The 21,753-nt window shown below is 45.8% G+C and carries 18 protein-coding genes; 2 read left to right on the top strand and 16 right to left on the bottom strand.

The genetic code is table 11. The features are described 5' to 3' along the window. Positions 1-64: 64 nt before the first annotated feature. The 9 genes from mutM to NLBNIHML_RS27090 all read right to left on the bottom strand — a co-directional run bounded on the left by mutM (position 65) and on the right by NLBNIHML_RS27090 (position 11,139). A complete protein-coding gene (gene mutM / locus NLBNIHML_RS27130; protein ID WP_494353224.1) occupies positions 65-901 on the bottom strand; it encodes a DNA-formamidopyrimidine glycosylase in 837 nt (278 codons plus the stop codon). A gap of 117 nt (positions 902-1,018) precedes the next feature. After that, positions 1,019-3,673: a DNA polymerase I gene (gene polA, locus NLBNIHML_RS27125; RefSeq protein ID WP_494353223.1), complete on the bottom strand. Its 2,655-nt coding sequence runs from the start codon at positions 3,671-3,673 to the stop codon at positions 1,019-1,021. Between the two features lie 238 nt (positions 3,674-3,911). Then, complete coding sequence (gene phoU / locus NLBNIHML_RS27120; RefSeq protein ID WP_017689478.1) at positions 3,912-4,571, bottom strand: phosphate signaling complex protein PhoU; 660 nt, start codon at positions 4,569-4,571, stop codon at positions 3,912-3,914. 63 nt (positions 4,572-4,634) lie between these two features. Continuing rightward, a complete protein-coding gene (gene pstB, locus NLBNIHML_RS27115) occupies positions 4,635-5,390 on the bottom strand; it encodes a phosphate ABC transporter ATP-binding protein PstB (RefSeq protein WP_339260134.1) in 756 nt (251 codons plus the stop codon). Between the two features lie 234 nt (positions 5,391-5,624). Continuing rightward, positions 5,625-6,806, bottom strand: a complete 1,182-nt coding sequence (locus NLBNIHML_RS27110; protein ID WP_494353222.1) for a methyl-accepting chemotaxis protein — start codon at positions 6,804-6,806, stop codon at positions 5,625-5,627. A gap of 152 nt (positions 6,807-6,958) precedes the next feature. After that, positions 6,959-7,687 (bottom strand): response regulator transcription factor, encoded by a 729-nt coding sequence (locus NLBNIHML_RS27105; RefSeq protein WP_339241021.1) that lies wholly within the window; start codon positions 7,685-7,687, stop codon positions 6,959-6,961. A gap of 116 nt (positions 7,688-7,803) precedes the next feature. After that, positions 7,804-9,624 carry a two-component system histidine kinase PnpS gene (gene pnpS / locus NLBNIHML_RS27100; protein WP_494353221.1) on the bottom strand — a complete coding sequence of 607 codons (1,821 nt, stop codon included), beginning with the start codon at positions 9,622-9,624 and terminating at the stop codon, positions 7,804-7,806. 43 nt (positions 9,625-9,667) lie between these two features. Then, positions 9,668-10,015 carry a cupin domain-containing protein gene (locus tag NLBNIHML_RS27095; RefSeq protein WP_339241017.1) on the bottom strand — a complete coding sequence of 116 codons (348 nt, stop codon included), beginning with the start codon at positions 10,013-10,015 and terminating at the stop codon, positions 9,668-9,670. A gap of 254 nt (positions 10,016-10,269) precedes the next feature. Continuing rightward, on the bottom strand, positions 10,270-11,139 hold the full coding sequence (locus NLBNIHML_RS27090; protein ID WP_339241014.1) for an SDR family oxidoreductase: 870 nt from the start codon (positions 11,137-11,139) through the stop codon (positions 10,270-10,272). Positions 11,140-11,546: 407 nt separating this feature from the next. On the opposite strand from NLBNIHML_RS27090, the gene NLBNIHML_RS27085 reads away from it, so the two are divergent. Further along, positions 11,547-13,106, top strand: coding sequence for a histidine kinase N-terminal 7TM domain-containing diguanylate cyclase (locus NLBNIHML_RS27085; protein ID WP_494353220.1), 1,560 nt, complete (start codon positions 11,547-11,549; stop codon positions 13,104-13,106). A 261-nt stretch (positions 13,107-13,367) separates the two neighbouring features. Here NLBNIHML_RS27085 and NLBNIHML_RS27080 read toward each other — a convergent pair whose 3' ends face one another. From NLBNIHML_RS27080 to citZ, 4 genes are all read right to left on the bottom strand, one after another. Continuing rightward, positions 13,368-13,793 (bottom strand): hypothetical protein, encoded by a 426-nt coding sequence (locus tag NLBNIHML_RS27080; protein WP_124113831.1) that lies wholly within the window; start codon positions 13,791-13,793, stop codon positions 13,368-13,370. Between the two features lie 134 nt (positions 13,794-13,927). Next, positions 13,928-14,869: a malate dehydrogenase gene (gene mdh / locus NLBNIHML_RS27075; RefSeq protein WP_150365727.1), complete on the bottom strand. Its 942-nt coding sequence runs from the start codon at positions 14,867-14,869 to the stop codon at positions 13,928-13,930. Positions 14,870-14,884: 15 nt separating this feature from the next. Then, complete coding sequence (gene icd, locus NLBNIHML_RS27070) at positions 14,885-16,177, bottom strand: NADP-dependent isocitrate dehydrogenase (RefSeq protein ID WP_076330335.1); 1,293 nt, start codon at positions 16,175-16,177, stop codon at positions 14,885-14,887. Between the two features lie 147 nt (positions 16,178-16,324). Beyond that, positions 16,325-17,437 (bottom strand): citrate synthase, encoded by a 1,113-nt coding sequence (citZ, locus tag NLBNIHML_RS27065; RefSeq protein ID WP_339241009.1) that lies wholly within the window; start codon positions 17,435-17,437, stop codon positions 16,325-16,327. A 531-nt stretch (positions 17,438-17,968) separates the two neighbouring features. On the opposite strand from citZ, the gene ytvI reads away from it, so the two are divergent. Continuing rightward, positions 17,969-19,087: a sporulation integral membrane protein YtvI gene (gene ytvI, locus NLBNIHML_RS27060; RefSeq protein WP_339241006.1), complete on the top strand. Its 1,119-nt coding sequence runs from the start codon at positions 17,969-17,971 to the stop codon at positions 19,085-19,087. Between the two features lie 102 nt (positions 19,088-19,189). Here ytvI and NLBNIHML_RS27055 read toward each other — a convergent pair whose 3' ends face one another. From NLBNIHML_RS27055 to pyk, 3 genes are all read right to left on the bottom strand, one after another. Next, positions 19,190-19,588, bottom strand: coding sequence for an FxsA family protein (locus tag NLBNIHML_RS27055; RefSeq protein WP_076209101.1), 399 nt, complete (start codon positions 19,586-19,588; stop codon positions 19,190-19,192). Positions 19,589-19,595: 7 nt separating this feature from the next. Further along, on the bottom strand, positions 19,596-20,102 hold the full coding sequence (locus tag NLBNIHML_RS27050) for an acyl-CoA thioesterase (protein ID WP_494353219.1): 507 nt from the start codon (positions 20,100-20,102) through the stop codon (positions 19,596-19,598). 131 nt (positions 20,103-20,233) lie between these two features. After that, on the bottom strand, positions 20,234-21,661 hold the full coding sequence (pyk, locus tag NLBNIHML_RS27045) for a pyruvate kinase (RefSeq protein WP_062833547.1): 1,428 nt from the start codon (positions 21,659-21,661) through the stop codon (positions 20,234-20,236). Positions 21,662-21,753: the final 92 nt, after the last annotated feature.

Below are 21,753 nucleotides of genomic sequence, written 5' to 3'. Positions count from 1 at the left end.
TTCTGCCATATCAGTATATGGAGGGAGGAATCCAAGGGTGCTATGATTTCATCATTTCGTTCATTCAGTTCAAGTTCAGCGGCTGACAGTTCGGACAAAAATGCGTACCACGGCCACCAACCACCGTTTTTTCAATTAACGTACCACATGTTGCACAAGGCTCCGATTTGCGTCCATAGATTTTCAGTTGATGCTGGAACATGCCCATCTCACCCTGTCCGTTCACATAGGATTTGATGGATGAACCCCCTGCATTCACTGCATCTTGCAACGTAGCCACAATCGCTTCATGAAGCACCGTTAACTGCGCCTCGGTCAGAGTTTTGGCGATGGTCTCAGGATGGATGCCGGCGCGAAATAGAGCCTCGTCCACATAAATATTCCCGATACCCACCACATATGCCTGATTTAACAACACAGCTTTAATTTTGGTTGTTCGCTTGCCCACCGCCTCACGGAATGCGGTTACCGTAAAGGCCGGATCAAGCGGCTCCAATCCCAGCTTCAGCAAAGGTTTCGATATCAGTTCCTCACCTGCATTAAACAGATGCATCGTACCGAACTGGCGTACATCCTTATAACGCAATTCCGTACCATCATTAAAATGGAAGATTACATGTGTATGCTTCTCCACATCTTCATGCTGCTCGTACACGCCGTACCTTCCTTCCATCCGCAGATGGGAGACAAGCACCAGCCCGTCCAGCAAAATACGCAAAAACTTGCCGCGTCTCTCCACGCCAATTACGGTATGTCCCGCGAGTTCCATTGCAAATGCATCTATGTCGTCCGGCCGCTGAATAATTCGCGGCAAGCTAACGGTCACATGATCAATCGTTTTGCCCACAATAAGTTGATTCAATGTTCTTCTGACTGTTTCGACTTCCGGTAATTCCGGCATGATGTTCTCACCTCCCCTATATTATAACGGAAGATGGCGCTCAGCGGGACCCTTTTCTTATATCTCTAACATGGAAGGCCCGATTGTAAAATACCGGAAAAACCGCGCGCTGCTTGATTATTTCGCTTCGTACCAGTTATCCCCAAAGCTGACTTCAGCTTTCAGCGGAACTGAAAGTTCCAATGCTTTTTCCATGACCGAAGGCACGAGTTCTTTCATCAGCTCCAATTCATCAGCAGGCACTTCGAACACAAGTTCATCGTGCACCTGAAGCAACATACGGCTCTTCAACTTGCGTTCCCGCAGCGCTTCATCCATCTGTACCATGGCCAGCTTGATGATATCTGCCGCAGTTCCCTGAATAGGTGTGTTCATCGCCGTACGCTCTGCGAAGGAGCGCAGATTGAAGTTGCTGGCATTAATCTCTGGCAGGTAACGACGTCGCTCAAGCAGCGTTTTAACGTAACCATCCTGGCGAGCTTCTTTCACAATGTCATCCATATATCGGCGCACACCCTGGAATACTTCAAAATACTGATCAATAAACTGCGCTGCCTCTTTACGAGTAATGTGCAGATTCTGTGATAAGCCATAATCACTTATTCCATATACGATACCAAAGTTAACTGCCTTGGCGGAACGACGCATATCCCCATCCACATCCTCAGGCTTCACGCCAAATACATCCGAAGCAGTCTTCGTATGAATATCCATATCATTGACAAATGCTTCCTTCAAGCGCTCATCGTCCGAAATATGTGCCAGAACACGCAGTTCAATCTGGGAATAGTCTGCTGCCAAAATGGACCAACCGGGTTCGGAAGGAACAAATACCTTCCGGATTTTGCGACCTTCTTCCATCCGAATCGGAATGTTCTGCAAGTTCGGGAATTGACTGCTAAGTCGTCCCGTTGCAGCAATGGTCTGACGATAATACGTATGCACCTTGCCATCTCGATCGGAGATCTCTTTGAGCAGTCCTTCCACATAAGTAGATTGCAGCTTGGAAAGCTGACGATATTGCAGGATATGCTTAACCACATCATTATAAGGCGCTAATTTCTCCAATACTTCAGCATCTGTGGAGTAGCCTGTTTTTGTTTTCTTCACGACCGGCAAGCCCAGTCTGTCGAACAAAATCTCCCCCAGTTGCTTCGGCGAATTCAGATTGAATTCTGTCCCTGACAACTTGTAAATCTCAGCCATAAGTCTGCTGATATGCTCTTCGAACTCGCTTCCCAGCGCCTGCAAATCGGCTGTATTAGCCTTAATACCCTGCTTCTCCATATCTGCCAGAATACGCGACAACGGCATCTCCAGCTCATGGAAAAGTGAGTTCATCTCATCGCCCTCCAGCGCCTGTTCCTGGAGAGGAATAATCGCTGCCACAGCAGCAGCTTTCCGGCAAAGGAAATCGCCCAGGATCTCTGCTTCCGGCACCTTATACTTGGCCCCTTTGCCCATAACCGTGTCATCCTCCACGAGTGATGGCAGACCATACTTGGTTGTGAGTCCACTAATTGTCTGGTTGGATTCCGTTGGATCAAGCAAATAAGCAGCCAGCTGTACATCGAATGATGCGCCAGCGAATTCAATTCCATGTGCATGTAGAGCCAGGTCTACACGATGAAGATCATACCCGCGCTTTGGTTGTTCTGAATTACCAAGCCATTCCCGCACTGAAGCAGCAGCATCGGAATGAAGCAATTCGGGAGATATGAACGTGTAGGTTCCAGCGGAACCTACAGCAAGTCCAATCAATTTTGCTTGGTGCGGGTTATCCCCATGTGTCTCCACGTGGAGGACATCAATGGAACCCAGGGAACTGAACAGCTCGCCTATGTTGTCCTCTGTTGCAATGGAGGACTCTACCTCGGCAGCAGGGACCGCTTCCTGTTCAGAAGCCAGGCTGCCGCTGAACGACAGACGTTCGAGCAAGGATTTGAATTCCAGCTTGGCCAGTGCAGGGCCAGCCTGTTCTTCTTTTAAACCGCCGAATTGCATATCCTCCCACGTCTGCTCAAGCGGAACTTCCCGGTGAATTGTCGCGAGTTGCTTGCTCATCCGGGCATCTTCGGCATGGGCCTCGATCTTTTCCTTCATCTTGCCTTTCAGTTCACTTGTACCATTCAGCACATCCTCCACCGATCCGAACTGGTGCAAAAGCTTCAGTGCTGTTTTCTCTCCGACTCCGGGAATACCCGGAATATTATCAGACGCATCGCCCATCAGACCTTTGAGATCAATGATTTGCAGCGGCGTCAGACCATAACGCTCCTTAATCTGAGCAGGATCATACAGTTCAATATCGGTTACCCCTTTACGTGTCAGTCCGATATGTACATGTTCAGAGGCAAGCTGCAGCATATCTTTGTCACCCGATACAACAAGCACCTGTCTGCCCGCTTCATCTGCGCGTTTGGTTAACGTCCCGATAATGTCATCCGCTTCAAATCCTGCCAGCTCAAACTGGGCAATGCCAAGTCCTTTCAGCAGTTCTTTGAGCAATGGGAATTGCTCTGACAACTCTGGTGGTGTTTTCTCCCGACCACCCTTGTATTCCTGATATCCTTCGTGTCGGAACGTAACTTTGCCTGCATCAAATGCGACCATCACATGTGTAGGTTTATGCTCTTCAAGCAGTCTCAGCAGCATCGTGGTGAAGCCATATACGGCATTGGTATGCAGACCTTTCGAGTTGGTCAGAGGCGGCATTGCAAAAAACGCCCTGTAAATAATGCTATTTCCATCTATGAGAATAAACTTGTCCATTCCAGCACCTCGCGTATTATATGGTCAACCTCTTCAAATTACATCTATTCTCATGATACCATACCCACCTGTCACATCAAAAAGAATAGCCTCTTTTCACTTCATTTAATCGCAAAAAAGAACCTCCTCCACAGACAGCTGTACACAGCCTACCTGAGAGAAAGTCCTTTTCCATTCATATGATTGCATTACTTAATCAGCACTGATTCCCCAATTCCAAAGCCAAAGCAATACTCTTCTATTGATTCAGATCCGGACGTTTACCTGTGACCAGGTATACCGTGCTCTCACCAATGTTGGTTGCATGGTCGCCAATACGTTCAATGTAACGTCCAACCATCATTAACAGCATAGCCTGAGAAGCCTGATTCGGATGCTCTGTCATTAACGTGTAGAGATCACTGATCATGTGGCTGTACAGTTGATCGACCTGATCATCCGTCTGAGCCATTTTGTAGGCCAGATCTGTGTTTTCTTTCAGGAAAGATTCGATGGATTCATCAATCATGGATTTCACGATTTCTGCCATCTGCGGGATATCCACCAGAGGTTTAATCAGCTTCTGTCCATCCATCCGGAGTGTCACCTTCGCCACGTCGAGAGCAAGATCTCCCATACGCTCCAGATCACTGGAGATTTTGAAAGCCACGATAATACGTCTGAGGTCCTTCGCCACCGGCTGTTGTGTAATGATCAGTTTGGAGCCAAGCTCCATAATTTTGTCTTCAAGGGCATTCAGATTCGCATCATTCTTGATGATGACCTGAGCTTTCTCCGCGTTCATCGTTTGTAAACTCTCAATAGCCCCATCCAGTGCTGCTCCTACATGTTCACCCATTTGCTTGAGCAAGGTACGCAGCTCTTCAAGCTCCTGATCAAATTCTTTTCTGCGAATCATAGATTTCATGTCCTCCTTATCCATCGTCTCCGGTTATGCCGGGATCATTCCAACTCAGCTCGCTTAACCGAACCTTCCAGAGATATAATCCTCGGTTCGGGAATCTTGCGGTGTGGAGAATAACGTCTCCGTATCAGCTGCCTCCACCACTTCACCATTCAGGAAAAATACCGTGCGTCCAGATACCCGTGCCGCCTGGTGCATATTGTGGGTAACCATAACGATGGTGTACTTGTGATGCAATTCCTTCACCAGCTCCTCAATTTTCAACGTGGAGATCGGGTCGAGTGCCGACGTTGCTTCATCCATCAGCAGAACGTCAGGCTGTACAGCCAGCGCCCGTGCAATACAGAGACGCTGCTGTTGTCCGCCAGACAGACTCAGTGCCGACTTTTTCAATACATCCTTCACTTCATCCCACAGTGCCGCATGGACAAGACTCTGTTCCACCAACCGATCCAGTTCAGCCTTCTGGGTTACCCCATGCAAGCGTGGTCCATAAGCGACGTTATCATAAATGGATTTGGGGAACGGATTCGGTTGTTGAAACACCATGCCGACCCGTTTGCGCAGTGTCTCCACTTCAATCTCATTACTGTAGATATCGGAGCCATTCAACATAACCTGTCCTTCCACACGAACACCCGGAATCATGTCATTCATCCGGTTCAATGTGCGAAGCAATGTCGATTTACCACAACCTGACGGCCCGATGAACGCAGTAACCGTTTTTTCCGGCAGATCCATCGATATATTTTTAAGCGCGTGATGCGTATCATAGTATAAATTAAGTTTATCAATGTGAATGAGGTCCTTCATGGATGTTCACTTCTCCTTCGCTGCAGGGACACGAAAACTCCCTTTACGTTGAGACCGATGCTGGTAATCGTTCATCGCTGCTCGGCCATCTTTAATATCCTACCCTCTCATTGTAAAAACCGTATCACTTTCATGTTAACGGAATGTAAAAAGACATCCTTAACCTTCATGATCTGCGTAATGGATCAATCTGATTCCTGATGTCTACCTTAGCCTTATGGATTGCCTTATATTTTACTCACTATTCAAAACCATCTCATCCAGCTTTGTACGAATATGCTCTGCGACTTCTCCAGCTTTTCCGCCTTCCATGGCAATTTCCTCTGCTATACGGGACAGATCTCTCACCGCACTGTTCAGTTGCCGGAACGTGGCTCCCCCTGCAGTGACATGTACCGAACTGTCATCAATCTCCGCTCCGCTTGCCTTAACCAGTTCTACGGTCTGAAGGGTCAGTCCACCAATATTCTCCAGCAATGAAGACATGCTGCCTGCAACTTCACGGGTCTGTTTCGCCAACGCTCGAATCTCGCCTGCAACAATCTGAAAACCTCGTCCATATTCACCGGCATGTGCTGCTTCGATGGAAGCATTCAGGGCAAGGAGCCCACTCTGATCTGCCAGAGATCGGATCGAATGTGCCATGCCTGAGCCTGTTTTGATCGAATTCAACATGTGATCCGCATGTTGTCCTTGACTCTCCATATGCTGATGTACCCGGTTATAGGAAGCATCGACATGCTTCAAACTCTCTTCGCCCCGCTTGGACAATGCCATGATCTCCCGGGCCTCATGAACGGTCTGATTCGCTGCAAGCACCAGCTTGGTAACTGCTTCATTAATTCTCGTTATCTCCTGCCTGCTCTCCGATACCGTACGAACACGTTCTTCCGAAGACGCTTGTTGCAATCTGCGGGAAAGCGACATCACATCACGCATCGTCAGCACACCGAGCAGTCGATCCTGATCCGTAACGAGTAGACAATCGTAGAAATGTTGTTCATTCCGTCCAAGTGCGATATCGATAATTGTGGTCGCTTCCATATGAATATCTGCAATAACCGGCGATGTGTTCACGACTTGTATGACCGGCTTACGGTAGAATAGATCTGCGGCAAAACGGCCGTTTAACATCCGATATAACGTCTCTCGCATTAACAATCCAGTAGGTTTCATCTGCTCATCACATAATACAATGCAAGGGTGCTCCTGACCCTGATTCATCATCGTCGCTGCTTCTCCACAGGTCGTGTGGACTCCTGCGACAGGAACCTGGCGGTAATAGTCTTGCAGATGGATTACAGGTTCTTCAGCAACCACCGTTACTTCATGATGCTGTTGTTCGGGTGTCGTTAATTCTTCGTTATGTAAAACAACATGAGGCTGGTCAGGTTTCACTTCGAGCAACATGGGCATAAATGCGCAATCTCCTTTACGTATTAGCTCCGTCTTGAGATAGATTATGTAGGTATAAAGTATCACCCAGATAAGTCCATGCTACTCCCTCTACGTAAAGGAACATCCTCCTTTATGTTAAACGAATGTAAAATAAAACTCCCCGATCATTGCTAACTTGAATGATGGGGAGTTTTTCTTTTCACAACCAATTTATAACCTACACCACGAATGGAATCAATGTGAACCGATTCTGGGTCCAGCTCCAGCTTTTTGCGTAATGAGCTGACGTGTACGTCCACTGTTCGTTGACCTCCGATATAATCGAAGCCCCACACCGCGTTCATCAGATCATCCCTTGTCAGTACCACACCCGGCTTTTTGGCCAAATATAAGAGAACTTCGAATTCTTTCGGACGCAGACTGATGGATTGTCCACCCAGTGTCACTTCATATTTCAGAGGATAAATCTCAAGCTCTCCCAGAATAATTCGTGAACCATCCTTGTCATCAGGCTGTGGTAAGTCTTCACCATTGGAATAACGTCTTAATACGGCATCCACTCGGGCTAATAACTCAGATACACCAAATGGTTTGGTAATATAATCATCGGCACCCGATTTCAGTCCCTGTACTACCTCGGCTTCACCGTTCTTGGCGGTCAGAATGATAACAGGTGTACTGACACCCTGTATTCTTAACTTATTCAGAATGTCCAGACCATTCATGCCCGGAAGCATCAGATCAAGCAAAATGAGATCAAATTCCTGAGACAAGGCCCGATCATATCCTGCAGATCCGTGATCCTCTGCCGTAACGTCATAACCTTCCTGTGTCAGGTTATACGTGAGTAATCTCGATAATGTAGGTTCATCCTCAATAACTAGCAAACGCTGTGCCATGATACCCCTTCTCTCTTCATAGGTTGTCTGTTGCCACAACACTTTTTCTATCATAGCACTAAATTGTTAACGCGGTGTAAAACAAAACAACCTTTTTACATTTTCCTACTTCATGTCTAGATCTCTTCATCCTGAATGAATGGAAGGATCACACGGAACGTTGTCCCCATGCCCAGCTCACTCTCAACAGACAATTTGCCATGATGCAATTCCACCAGATGTTTCACTATGGAAAGTCCAAGGCCCGTGCCCCCTGAATTACGGGATCTGCCTTTATCAACGCGATAGAACCGTTCGAAGATCCGCGGCAGATCTTTTTTCGGTATGCCAATTCCTGTATCCGACACCGCAAAGACCACTTCATCGTCGTTATCCATTGTCACCTGTAACTTCACTCGTCCGCCATCCGGGGTATAGTTGATTCCGTTGGATAACAGATTGATGAAGATCTGCTTCATCTTGTCCTCATCCGCTTCAATGTGCAGTTCCTCCGGAACATGCATTTCCAGACGAATCTGCTTTTTCTCCGCCACCTTGGACAGGGTGCCCAGCACCATTTCGAAGAAAGAGTGTACATGAACAGGTGAACATTGCAAAGGCGCGCGTTTGGATTCAATTTTGGATAATTCCAGAATATCCCCAATCAATCGGTTAAGTCGATCTCCTTCATCATAGATGATTTTCAGGAATGAACGCTCCGTCTCCTTATCCTGTACCCCGCCACTGAGCAACGTTTCGGCAAAGCCCTTGACCGCAGCAACAGGTGTCTTAAGCTCATGTGAGACATTCGCGACAAACTCACTGCGCATCGACTCCAATCGGCGAATCGCCGTCACGTCCTGCAACAGGAACAACATGCCTCGATACCCGCCATCATCTTCCGACATGGGTACGCCATCAATACGGATCAGTTTTTCCTCCGGGTTGAACACACTCACTTCTTCATGCATCCGATCTTTCAGTGCAACACTCTCTTCAATGGTACGTGTTAATTCGTAGTGTCTTTTCAATTCAGTATAAGGTTTACCCGTAACTTTTCCTGCCTGAATACCGAGCATACGCTCTGCTTCCCGATTAACCAATGCAATGGATTGCCCTGCATCGATCATGACAATGCCTCCGGTCATGTTCGCGAGGACGCTCTGTAGCAAAGCTTCATTGTCACGAATCGTCTTCAGCTGGGACTGCAAGCTGTCTGCCATTCCGTTGATCGCAAGCCCCAACTGTCCGATCTCATCTCTACGCGTTACATCAACTCTCGCATCGTATTCCAGCTTGGTGATTCGATGAGCCACTTTTGTAATATGCTCAATCGGGGAGGTTAGTCCGCGTGCAACCCGATAACTGACAAATGCGACAATTAAGAACAGCAGTCCAAGTGCAGCAAACATAATCATCCAACCACGCTGAAGACCCTGATCAACCGCATGCAGACTCATTGAAAGACGGATGTAGCCATCAAATTTGCCGCTGGGCATTTCAATCATGTCACTTTGATCCGAATTGACAGGTAGTGCTACATACAGCATGTCCTGTCCCAGTGTTTCACTGTACCGTATGGACTGCCCGTATCCATCCCCAACCGCACCCAGAATTTCTTCCCGGTTCAAGTGATTATCCATCGCTGCCGGATTACTCTCGGAATCTCCAATGACGGTGCCGTCTTTATTGATGAAGGTTACCCGGGAATCCGTCAGACGATCCAGTTCCAGCGCCCGATCTGAATAATACTTTCGTGTGGCTTCCGAGGTTGGATCACTTGCATCATGGAATGGAAAAGTCGCTTTGAGCAAATTAATCTCGCGCACCATGGTTTGCTCCAATGCAGTTATATGCGTAGTCTTAAACACTCTGCCCATCGTATATCCAGCTACAATGACGGATATACCGATCAGCACCATCATAATGATGGCAAGGCGAATTCGGAAAGGTCTCATCTATCTCTTCCTTTATGATCAGATTAACATCTAATAATTGGCTCTATATTGAATCCAGTTCAATTCGGTCACCACGGGTGCCGGGATTGGAAATAACGAGAAACTCCACTTCTTCGTTGCTACGATTCATCATCTGATGCGGCATTCCGGGTGCAATCTCTATTCCTTCATGGGTTTCCAGCACGAACATTTCTCCGTTTAGTTCCATATATGCTTCACCACTAAGGATGAAAAAAAACTGACGGCTTACCGAATGAACATGTCGTGTTTCAGTCGTTCCTGCAGGCATTCGCTCATGAATGATGCTCAATTTATCGTTTTGAACAAGGTGCCAGCCATCGCACTGTGCACCCCATATATAATGCGCTGCATTCTGTTTGCTCATTTTCATATGACTTGTCCCTCCGCGTATAATTTGCTCGATCTATCATATCACAGATTAGGGAACTTCCAATCAGCAAAGCTATTCGTACCATATCATATATGTATCAACGCAGATGCAGACTTTTGTAAACAGCTGCTAAACCGCATCTTAGACTTGCACAATTCCCTGATATAAAAAAGACGCACCGCTCAGCCATGCTGAATGCGATACGTCTCTCTATATAATCAATCCTATACGGATTCCGAATCATCTTAAAAGCATTACCCGTTTACCACTTCACCGCCATTTACATGCATTACCTGTCCACTCACATACGATGAATCATCCGAAGCCAGATACACATATGCGGGAGCCAGTTCATCCGGTTGCCCTGGACGTTTCATCGGCTGGGTTGCGCCAAACTCACTTACTTTTTTCTCATCAAAGGTGGATGGAATAAGCGGTGTCCAGATCGGCCCTGGTGCAACGGCATTGACACGAATTCCCTTCTCAATCACATTCATCGACAGAGAACGAGTGAACGAAGTGATGGCACCTTTGGTAGATGAATAATCAAGCAAGGTCGGGCTACCGCGATAAGCTGTTATGGATGTGGTGTTAATAATCGTACTGCCTTTCTTCAGATGTGGCAGAGCTGCCTGCGTCACATAGAACATGCCGAAGATATTGGTACGGAATGTTCGCTCCAGTTGCTCTGGTGTAATATCCTCCAGATTCTGCTGTGGGTGCTGTTCCGCAGCGTTATTCACGACAATGTCCAGTTTGCCCAATTCATCCACCGTCTGCTGAACCGACTTCTTCGCAAAGGCATCATCACCAATATCTCCAGCTATCAAGATACACTTCCGTCCTTCTTGTTCCACTTGGCGCTTCGTTTCCTTGGCATCTTCGTGCTCGCTCAGATATACAATGGCGACATCTGCGCCTTCCTTGGCGTATGTAACAGCTACAGCCCGTCCGATTCCACTGTCACCCCCTGTAATGAGCGCTACCTTTCCCGTCAGTTTACCTGCTGCCTTGTATTCAGGCTTTTCAAATTCGGGTCTAGGATGCATCTCCGACTCGATTCCAGGTCGTTGATCCTGATGCTGTGCTGGCATTGTTTTTTCGTTTTGTGGTGTGGTTGACATCTAACATTCTCCTCTCAAAATGTGAACATGTTTGGATTACAGAAGACACGGACTTTAGCTGTAACCTTCCTTGTCTTTCGTTCTCTGAAAAAGTCTCATTCTGTAGGATGGCATGAACAGTCCAGATTATTCTTCTGTGATGAAAAGCAACTCAAGGCTCGGCGTGCTGTCTCTATCAGCGTCCTACCTTCTATTCGTTATTTACCACGCTCTTTGGATATCAAACAATCGATTTGCTTCAAAGCCTGTATTGCCAGAATTCGAAATTTATTCGAAATTAGACTGTTTCATGATACAAAGTGTATTCCTATGCTGCTTGGGCTGAGGTACAATGTACAGTATACAGATATGCTTTAGCTATCATTTTTACTGGTTTAATCATCCTAATCTAACATGGAGACCTGACAATGGAATCGCATATTAATTCATATATAACACTCGTAGCCACTTCAGCCGTGCTGAATGTCTTTTTGTGTTTATATACCTATTTCAGAAGATCCGAGATCCCCAGCTCCAAAATATTCATCCTCTACACAGCAGCACTCTCCATATACACGTTTGGATATGCAATTGAGCTGGCCAGCAACACGCTCGAGCAGATGAAGTTTTGGACCACCGTGGAGTATATAGGCATGCCCTTCTCCGCATCTCTTGGCCTCATGTTGATGATAAAATATACAGGAAAAGCGTTATCCAAAAAGGTCACTGCCGCATTGTTTGTAATCCCTTCCATTACACTATGTATGGTAGCAACCAATGATTTTCATCATCTTTTTTATAAGAAAGTATGGCTGAGAGAAGATAGTCCCGTACCTCTGATGGATATCGCAGTAGGTCAATGGTATGTTGTACACGGCGCATTCACGTTCTCATGTCTGTTGTGTGCCTGCCTCATTCTGATCGGTCAATGGAAACACACCAAGAAGATGTACCGTCGACAATTACTTACACTGATTACTTCACAGATTATTCCTATGGTCGCAGCTTTTCTGTATTTGCTTGGCTTGACACCTGGTGGGATGGACCCCGTGCCGGTTCTCATGTGTATTACATCTGCGATGTATATCTGGGCCATTCTATCCTCTCGTCTCCTGACCATCGTGCCGATTGCTAAAGACAGTATTTTCGAGAGCATGCGCGAAGGAGTTATTGTACTGGATAGTTCCAATCGTCTGGTAGATTATAATCGATCACTTCGTGACATGTTGCCAGAGCTTAACCTCTACATGATTGGACAACCCTTGGATGAGATATGGCTTACTCTTGCCGGTGAGACTTTTCCCGTTCAATACGAGAAGGAAGGATTGCAAACGGATCTGTACTGGCAGTTAGCAGGTGAAACCGTCTGTTATCAAGTCAGAACATCTTATGTGTATAACAAGGATGCACAGATCGTGGGTAGCCTCATTATGCTCATTGATATAACAGAACAACGTTTCTTGCAAGAACAGCTAAAACAACTGGCTTATTTCGATGGTCTGACCAAAATCTATAATCGCACTCATTTTTTGCATAAAGGACGGGAGATGTTAAGCGAAGCTCGTCTTAATGAGCAGCCTGTTTCATTTATATTATTTGATATCGATTATTTTAAACGCATCAATGATACCTATGGACATGATGTAGGCGATCAGGCCATTATCCATGTAGTCTCTGTATGTAATCGATATTTGAGCCCTGAGATGTTGTTCGCCCGTTATGGAGGAGAAGAATTCGTTATCGCCCTTCCGGATACCTCTCTTCAAGAAGCCAAAGAACTTGCAGAGAAACTGAGAGTTGCCTTGTTGAATTCCCCCCTAGATGTTAAGGGAAATCCTATTACGCTGACCTCAAGCTTTGGTATCTCCCAATACAATGGAGGCATTGATTCGCTGGAATCCTTGTTACGTGATGCTGATACTGCGCTGTATGAGTCCAAGCGGAATGGTCGAAATGCTGTGTGTGCATATGCTATGAGTGCAACCTAACCCATGTAGACCTTACCTGATGGAGCATGGACGATGATATGTATGGTAAAGACTGCCGTAGTACCAACTCAAATAAAACAAGGAATGCTGATTCAACTTGGTAATAACAAAAATAGACAGCCGATGTGGCTGTCTATTTTTCATTTGTTTCCCGTAACGCTATCTTACATCCCATTCAGCTTGTCCTAATTACGTTTGCAAACGCTTAAGCAATGGAGACTAATACATCGTTGTAGGATGGATTAACCGTCCGCTACGCACTTAGATGACCTGATTATTCACCATCAGATACACCATGATAAGCAAGAATACAGCCAGAAGTGTACTGAACATACGGATCTTGCTTTGCTCAGGACCTACATCACGCTTGTTTTTCACACCTTCTGCAGCGAGTCGTAGCGGTTTGCCCATAATTCCTCCAATAGCGGCAATGGCCAAGAGAAGGACAACAACAACAGCCATCCAGACATGAGAATACTCACCTTTTGTCATCAGGTAACCGCCGGTTAGAAGTTGGATTACAAGTCCATACTGCGCGACTTTGTTCAAAGAACGTAGCGATGCAAATGCTCCCTCTTGTGCTGCAGCATTCAAAGTACGGATTTTACCGACCACAAATGGCAGAATCAAATAAAATCCCATCGCCAGTGCTCCAATAATATGGAGCAGATACATAATCATTGTCAAAATTTTCATCCTCCTCAACATTTTCGGTGTGCTATACATCACATCCCATTATACTGGGGATCTTATCCAAAGAAAAGAAAACCTCCGGGTTACCGGAGGTTTTCTTTTAGCTTCTGTTCAAAAAGTTCTCAAACTTACAGGTTTACTACTGAAATGACGTTACGAACCGAATCAGCAGATTTATCCAAGCCTGCTTTTTCTTCCGTTGTCAGGTCAAGCTCGAATATTTTCTCAATGCCGTTACCACCCAGAATGGTTGGTACACCGAGGAACAGATCATGATAGCCATATTCACCTTCAAGATAAGCGATGACTGGAATGATACGTTTCTTGTCCTTCAAAATCGCTTCGGTCATCTGAACAAGTGAAGCCGCCGGTGCGTAATACGCACTGCCGTTACCAAGCAGATTCACAATCTCACCACCGCCGACACGGGTGCGCTGCACGATGGATTCGATCCGGTCAGCCGGAATCAGGGTATCGATTGGAATGCCCCCCACGCTCGAATAACGAACGAGAGGTACCATATCGTCCCCGTGACCACCAAGAACGAATCCACGAACATCTTCAACAGATACGTTCAACTCTTGCGCAATGAAGGTACAATAACGTGCTGTATCCAGAACACCTGACTGACCAATAACACGGTTTTTAGGAAAACCAAGGGTCTGATAAGCTGCATAAGTCATCGCATCTACCGGGTTGCTTAGAATAATGACGATGGAATCAGGGCAATATTTTTTCACATTTTCACAAACGGACTTCACGATACCCGCATTCGTATTGACCAGATCGTCGCGGCTCATACCCGGTTTACGGGCGATACCAGCGGTGATGATTACAATCTCAGAACCTGCAGTATCTTCGTAGTTGGAAGTACCGACGATATGACTGTCAAATCCTTGAACAGGACTTGCCTCCATCATATCGAGTGCTTTCCCCTTCGTCGGGTTCTCCAGCTGAGGAATATCAACCAGCACAACATCCCCGAGTTCTTTTTGGGCAAGCATTAATGCGGTCGTGGCACCGGTAAAACCGGCGCCAACTACTGTGATTTTTTTGCGCTGAATAGTCAAGATTCACATCTCCCCTTACAGGTTTTTAATGATTTGATCCGCGAATTCAGAACATTTCACTTCAGTAGCGCCATCCATCAGACGTGCAAAGTCATACGTTACTGTTTTATTGTTAATGGATGTTTCCATACCTTTGTAGATCAGGTTAGCTGCTTCTTGCCATCCCAAGTGCTCAAGCAACATTACTCCGGACAGAATAACGGAACCAGGGTTCACAACATCTTTGTCCGCGTATTTAGGTGCAGTACCGTGAGTTGCTTCGAAGATAGCATGTCCTGTTACGTAGTTGATGTTCGCTCCAGGAGCGATACCAATTCCGCCAACTTGCGCTGCAAGTGCATCGGACAGATAGTCACCGTTCAGGTTCAAGGTTGCGATCACATCGAATTCGCCTGGACGAGTCAGTACTTGTTGCAGAGCGATATCGGCAATCGCATCTTTTACGATGATTTTACCAGCATCTTCAGCGGCTTTTTGTGCTGCATTCGCTGCATCTGTACCTTCGTTATCTTTGATGATGTCATATTGTGCCCAAGTGAATACTTTGTCAGCGAACTCTTCTTCAGCCACTTCGTATCCCCAGTTTTTGAAGGCACCTTCGGTAAATTTCATGATATTACCTTTGTGTACCAAGGTAACACTCTTACGGTTATGATCAATTGCGTATTGAATTGCTGCACGTACCAAACGTTTTGAACCTTCGGAAGAAACTGGCTTGATACCAATACCGGAAGTTTCAGGGAAACGAATTTTGTTAGCACCCATCTCCTGTTGCAGGAACTGGATCACTTTTTTCACTTCTTCAGAACCTTCAGCATACTCGATTCCTGCATAGATATCTTCCGTATTCTCACGGAAAATAACCATGTCTACCAGCTCAGGACGTTTAACCGGAGAAGGTACACCGTCGAAATAACGAACAGGACGCAAGCAAGTGTAGAGGTCAAGCTCTTGACGCAGGGCTACGTTCAGGGAACGGATACCGCCACCGATTGGTGTAGTCAATGGTCCTTTGATCGCTACGATATACTCACGAATGGCTTCCAATGTATCATTCGGCAACCACTCACCGTATGTATCGAATGCTTTTTGTCCAGCAAACACTTCATACCATGCGATTTTTTTGTTGCCATCATAGGCTTTTTCAACAGCTGCATCCAATACACGTTTGGAAGCTTTCCAGATATCACGGCCTGTACCGTCACCTTCGATAAATGGAATGATTGGGTTGCTAGGTACTTGAAGTGTACCGTTATCAATTTGAATTTTTTCGCCTTCAGTTGGGTGAGCAAATTTTTCTAATTTCATAGTTAAAATTCCTCCTAGGTTTCATATATGCAGTATTCATCATACCACTAGTCTTGTGGAGAGAAGGGTCCTGAGAGCTTAAGCTAGTAACGCCTCTACTTTCCAACCCTTCACCTCGTCCATATTATTATACTGTTTTTGTGGCTATTAGCGAAGTTCAATAGAAACGTATTTCTGTTCTGTAGGGCCAGTGTACTCCGCACGTGGACGAATGATGCGATTGTCCGCAAGCTGTTCCAAAATATGCGCAGTCCATCCAGACACCCGGCTGATGGCAAAGATCGGAGTGAACAATTCCTGTTCGATCTCCAGTTGGGTATATACAGAAGCAGAATAGAAGTCTACGTTAGGCTTCAGTCCTTTTTGTCCTGTAACCAGTTCCTCGATCTTCACTGACATATCATAAAGGCGCGTATCATTGTTCATCTCGCCAAGTTCTCTGGACATCTTCTGTAGATGCTTGGCACGTGGATCACCGTTTTTGTACACCCGATGTCCAAAGCCCATGATCTTTTCACGATTATTCAATTTTTCCTGAATTGCCGCTTCAAGACGATCAGGCGTACCGATCTCATTCAACATTTTCATAACGGCTTCGTTAGCACCACCATGCAGTGGTCCCTTCAGTGCGCCAATGGCGGAAGTTACACCGGAATAGATATCCGACAGCGTAGCAACCGTTACACGAGCTGCAAATGTCGAAGCATTCAACTCGTGATCCGCATGCAGGACAAGGGCTTGGTCCAATGCTTTCACTGCGGTCTCGGATGGTTCTTCACCAGTCATCATATATAAAAAGTTCTCTGCGATGGAAGCGCCTTCTTTTGGAGCCACAGGTTCTTTGCCCTGACGGATACGGGCGATGGCTGCCACAATCGTTGGCAACTGTGCTTGCAACTTAACCGCTTTGTTCTCATTCGCTTCTGTTGTCATCTCATCAGCTTGCTCGTCGTACAGTGCAAGTGCAGAGACAGCGGAACGAAGTGCTGCCATGGTACTGACGTTTTTCGGATACAATTGGATTTGTGCAATCAACTCGCTCGGAATCGGCGCGTAATCGCTCAGGCTTTTACGAAGGGATTTCAGTTCATCCGTTGTTGGCAATTTACCAAACCACAACAAATAGGCAACTTCTTCAAAGCTGGCATGTTCAGCCAAATCGTCGATATCGTAACCACGGTATGTGAGCACACCGTCTACAATAGAACTGATCGAAGAGGTTGTTGCAACGATGCCTTCCAGACCTTTGGTAGCTGTCATATTACATCTCTCCTTTAATAAGCGAAATCAGGAACCATTCCAGAGTGCATATAAGTGCCAAAGTGCACCTATCCTCTTTTTGTAAACATTTTCATTTTAAAATTAACAAATATTTCAAAATGCGGTTTTCCTATCTGTCAATCGGTATTTACTTATAACATCATACTGGATTTTGTCGTTTATGTGAACATGATGAGAGTTCATTCGCACATCAAACTTCTTTATCGGACCGATAAAGCATTTTTGAAAGCCTTTACAAAAACAAGGTTGACATTTAATGTTTTTTAAACAATTCTGTCGTATGAAGAACTTTATATTGCTATATTCTGTAATACTAAGGCATACTCTAGGCAAAAGAAAGAATCCCAGTGGAGCTTGCTCAAAATGTTAGCTCTTGAACAAGCTCTGGTAACCTTCCGGCGTTTCAAAACGTGGTAAATGCTCTATATTAATTAAGATAGCCATCTATTCTTAATACTGTTTTATAGATCATACATAGGTCGGCTTAATTGAAATAAGGAGAGTTGATGCTTGGATAAAATTATACTGAAACGTCTGCTCCGCGGCTTATGGGTTATCATTGCGACCATTCTGATCGCTGTTGCCATATACTTGCTGTTCCCGCTTCTGTATCCTTTTGCGATTGCCTGGATCATCGCTTATGCCATGAATCCATTAGTGAAACTGCTTCAGCATCGAGCACGGTTCCCCCGCTGGCTGGCTGTGACTCTTTCATTAATCGTTTATTTTGGTGCCATTGCGGTGGTGCTGTCGGCGGCGATTACCCGCATGGTAAAAGAAGTCATTTCACTTACGACAAGCTTTGATCTTCATGTAGATGAGATCAAGGACACATTTGTGCGCTGGACCCAGAATGACACCATTCAGAGTTTGATTGGGCAGATCAATGAATTTTACAAAGAGAATCCCAACTACCAGGAAACCATCAACAGCAATATTAGCAAAACGACCGAAACGGTAGGTACAGCCGTGACCGATCTGGTCACCGGATTTTTCAATATGGTTCTGAGCCTCCTGACTTCCCTACCTAACATGGGGGCGGTATTAATTGTTGTTCTGCTGTCTACATTCTTCATCAGCAAAAGTTGGACTCGGCATAGCATCACCGTATCGGGCTGGGTACCCTCCTCCATTCGCAAGCCAATATCAGATATATGGACTGACCTGAAAAAGGCCTTGTTTGGGTACGTGAGAGCACAATTGATCATGATCTCGATTACAGCACTATTCGTCATGATTGGACTGCTTATATTGCAAGTAAAGTCAGCCTTCACTATCGCTCTCTTTATTGGTCTGGTGGATCTGCTACCTTACTTGGGTGTGGGTCTAGTCATGGTACCTTGGGCAGCATACCTGTTTATGAACGGGGATCTGTATCTGGGCATAGGTATTAGTGTTATCTATCTGATCTTACTAATCGCCCGTCAGATTATTGAACCGAAGGTACTTGCAAGTAGTGTAGGGCTCGACCCACTCGCCACGCTGGTTGGCATGTTCGTGGGTTTGAAACTGTTCGGTGTTCTGGGCTTAATTATTGGCCCTGTCAGTCTCGTGATTCTCGATGCGTTCAATCGGGCTAACGTATTACGCGACCTCCGAACGTATATCATCAACGGACGTGTCCGATGAGACATCATCTTATAAGCACGCAGGGAAAATAGAAAAAGGCTTCGTTCAACAGAAATCATCTGCTGAGCGGAGCCTTTTCCATTATGCAAAACAACTGGTGTTTCATTTCGGACGACGATAAAACGTAATTTTGCCACTTTTCATTTTTTTCTCCAGCCATCCCAGGAAGAACAGACGATAAACCGGACGTGTTAATGGAAATATCAGTGTAAACCCGATCAGATCCGTTACAAAACCTGGAATCAAGAGCAAGAAACCACCGACAAAAATAAAAAGTCCATCGACCATTTTTCTTCCAGGTACCTTGCCACGCTCCATCTCGGATTTGGCGTCTACAAGTACCTTTCGCCCTTCAAACTGCAACATTGCTATACCAATCAAGGACGTGAGAATCATGAGAAGCAATGTCTTTCCGGCTCCGATCCAGTCACTCATCAGAATAAAACCAAATAATTCAATCACCGGAATGATTAAGAGTAAAGCCCACATCCATTTTCGCATTGACGTATTACCCCTTTCCCGAAAGCCACACCTTTTCAAGCGAGCTGTATAGCTCAGAGGCTGCCTTATCCAGCCGAACTGGCTTCCAGTCTCCATTTACCCACACATGCTGGGTAGAACCTGTAACCAGCCGTTCTCCGGGGAGCGATTCATCAGCTGACCATACCCGTTCTCCAATCGCCATATGCTCATCAGGTTCTTCAGACATGCGTCTTATGTCGTACTCATAGTTCAGTCGCAGACCACTAAATGCAGCAATACGGGTGAAAATGATAATCTCATCATCATATCGGGCAGGCTTGTGATACTTCACATCCAGTCCGGTTACGGGAAGCAGTAACCCCTGTTCCTCCATTTTACGATATGTATACCCCATTTGGCGAATCATCTCAGTTCGACCGATTTCAAACCAATTTAAATAGTTCGCGTGGTAGACCACGCCCATCTGGTCACTTTCTTGATAGCGTACACGAAGACGTGCCGCATACCAGCTACCATTGATCTGTTCTCGCATGTGATCGGCCTCCTTCGTTCTAACATTCATACGTGTTACCTCGCTGCAAAGTGTCAATAAGATGGAAAAAAAGCAACGGGACAATAACGCCCCATTGCTTCTTTCCTGTTGCTTCTCCATCCAATACGCTATTAAGCGTTGTTTGGAATTTGGCTTACTTTAATCAGGTTGGTAGAACCGGAACGACCCAAAGGTACACCTGCTGTAATCACAACCAGGTCTCCTTCTTTAACCAGTCCGGATTTTACGCCGCCTTCAATTGCGTTTTCGAACAAAGCATCCGTGGAATCAACCAGTCTTCCTTTGACAGGAGTTACACCCCAAGCCAGAGCCAAACGACGGGAAGTTCTGTCTTCCGTAGTTACAGCGATGATTGGAGATTCTGGACGATACTTGGAAATCATGCGTGCAGTGTGTCCTGATTCAGTTGAAGTGATGATCGCTTTTGCGTTCAAATCTTGAGCTGAAAGGGCAACTGATTGGCTGATTGCTTCCGTAACAGTTGTTTGTTGAGCAACACGTTGCTTCAGATACAGCTCTTGGTAAGGCAGAGCAGATTCTGCTTTTTCAGCAATACGGGACATGGTCAGAACGGATTCAACCGGGTATTTACCCGCAGCTGTCTCACCGGACAACATGATTGCGTCCGTGCCATCGAAGATCGCATTCGCCACGTCACTCGCTTCAGCACGTGTTGGACGTGGGTTACGCTGCATGGAATCCAACATTTGTGTAGCTGTAATTACCGGTTTACCTGCAACATTACATTTTTCGATCATGCGTTTTTGTACCAATGGTACTTCTTCCGCAGGAATCTCAACACCCAGGTCTCCACGAGCAACCATCAGGCCGTCAGATACTTCAAGGATCTCATCGAGGTTATCGACACCTTGTTGGTTTTCAATTTTGGAGATGATTTGGATATGTCCAGCATTGTGTTTTTCAAGCAATTCACGAATCTCAAGTACGTCACTCGCTTTACGTACAAAAGAAGCCGCGATGAAATCAACACCTTGCTCAATACCAAATACGATATCGTTAGCGTCTTTTTCGGTGATACCCGGCAGAGAAATGGCAACGCCCGGAACGTTAACACCTTTTTTGCTTTTGATCGATCCGCCGTTAACGATACGGCATTTGATCTCGGTGCCTTGCACTTCCACCACAGTCAGTCCGATCAGACCGTCGTCGATCAGAATTGTAGATCCCGGTTCAACATCATTCGGAAGATCTGTATACGTAATGGAAAGACGTTCTTTGGTTCCAAGAATTTCTTCTGTTGTCAAAGTGATGTACTCGTCTTGAACCAATTCGATCGGTTCTACTTCGAGTTTACCTGTCCGAATTTCCGGTCCTTTGGTGTCCAGCAAGATCGCTACTGTTTTGTTCAACTCTTCGCATGCTTGGCGAATCGCAATGATCCGTCCGCCGTGCTCATCGAAATCACCGTGGGAGAAGTTCAGACGGGCCACATTCATACCGGCCATAATCAATTTTTTGGTGTTCTCCAGAGATTCACTGGATGGACCAATGGTACATACAATTTTCGTTTTACGCATTTTGGGTTTCCTCCGATTTTAAAGGTATTACTCTTTATCTATTTTTCTTTTTCCAACTATTAAATTTACTATACTTTTGCTCATTTGTATAG

Source organism: Paenibacillus sp. JNU01, assembly GCF_059130585.1.
Note: the sequence above shows the minus strand (reverse complement) of the source record. Positions and strands in the feature narration are given on the sequence as shown.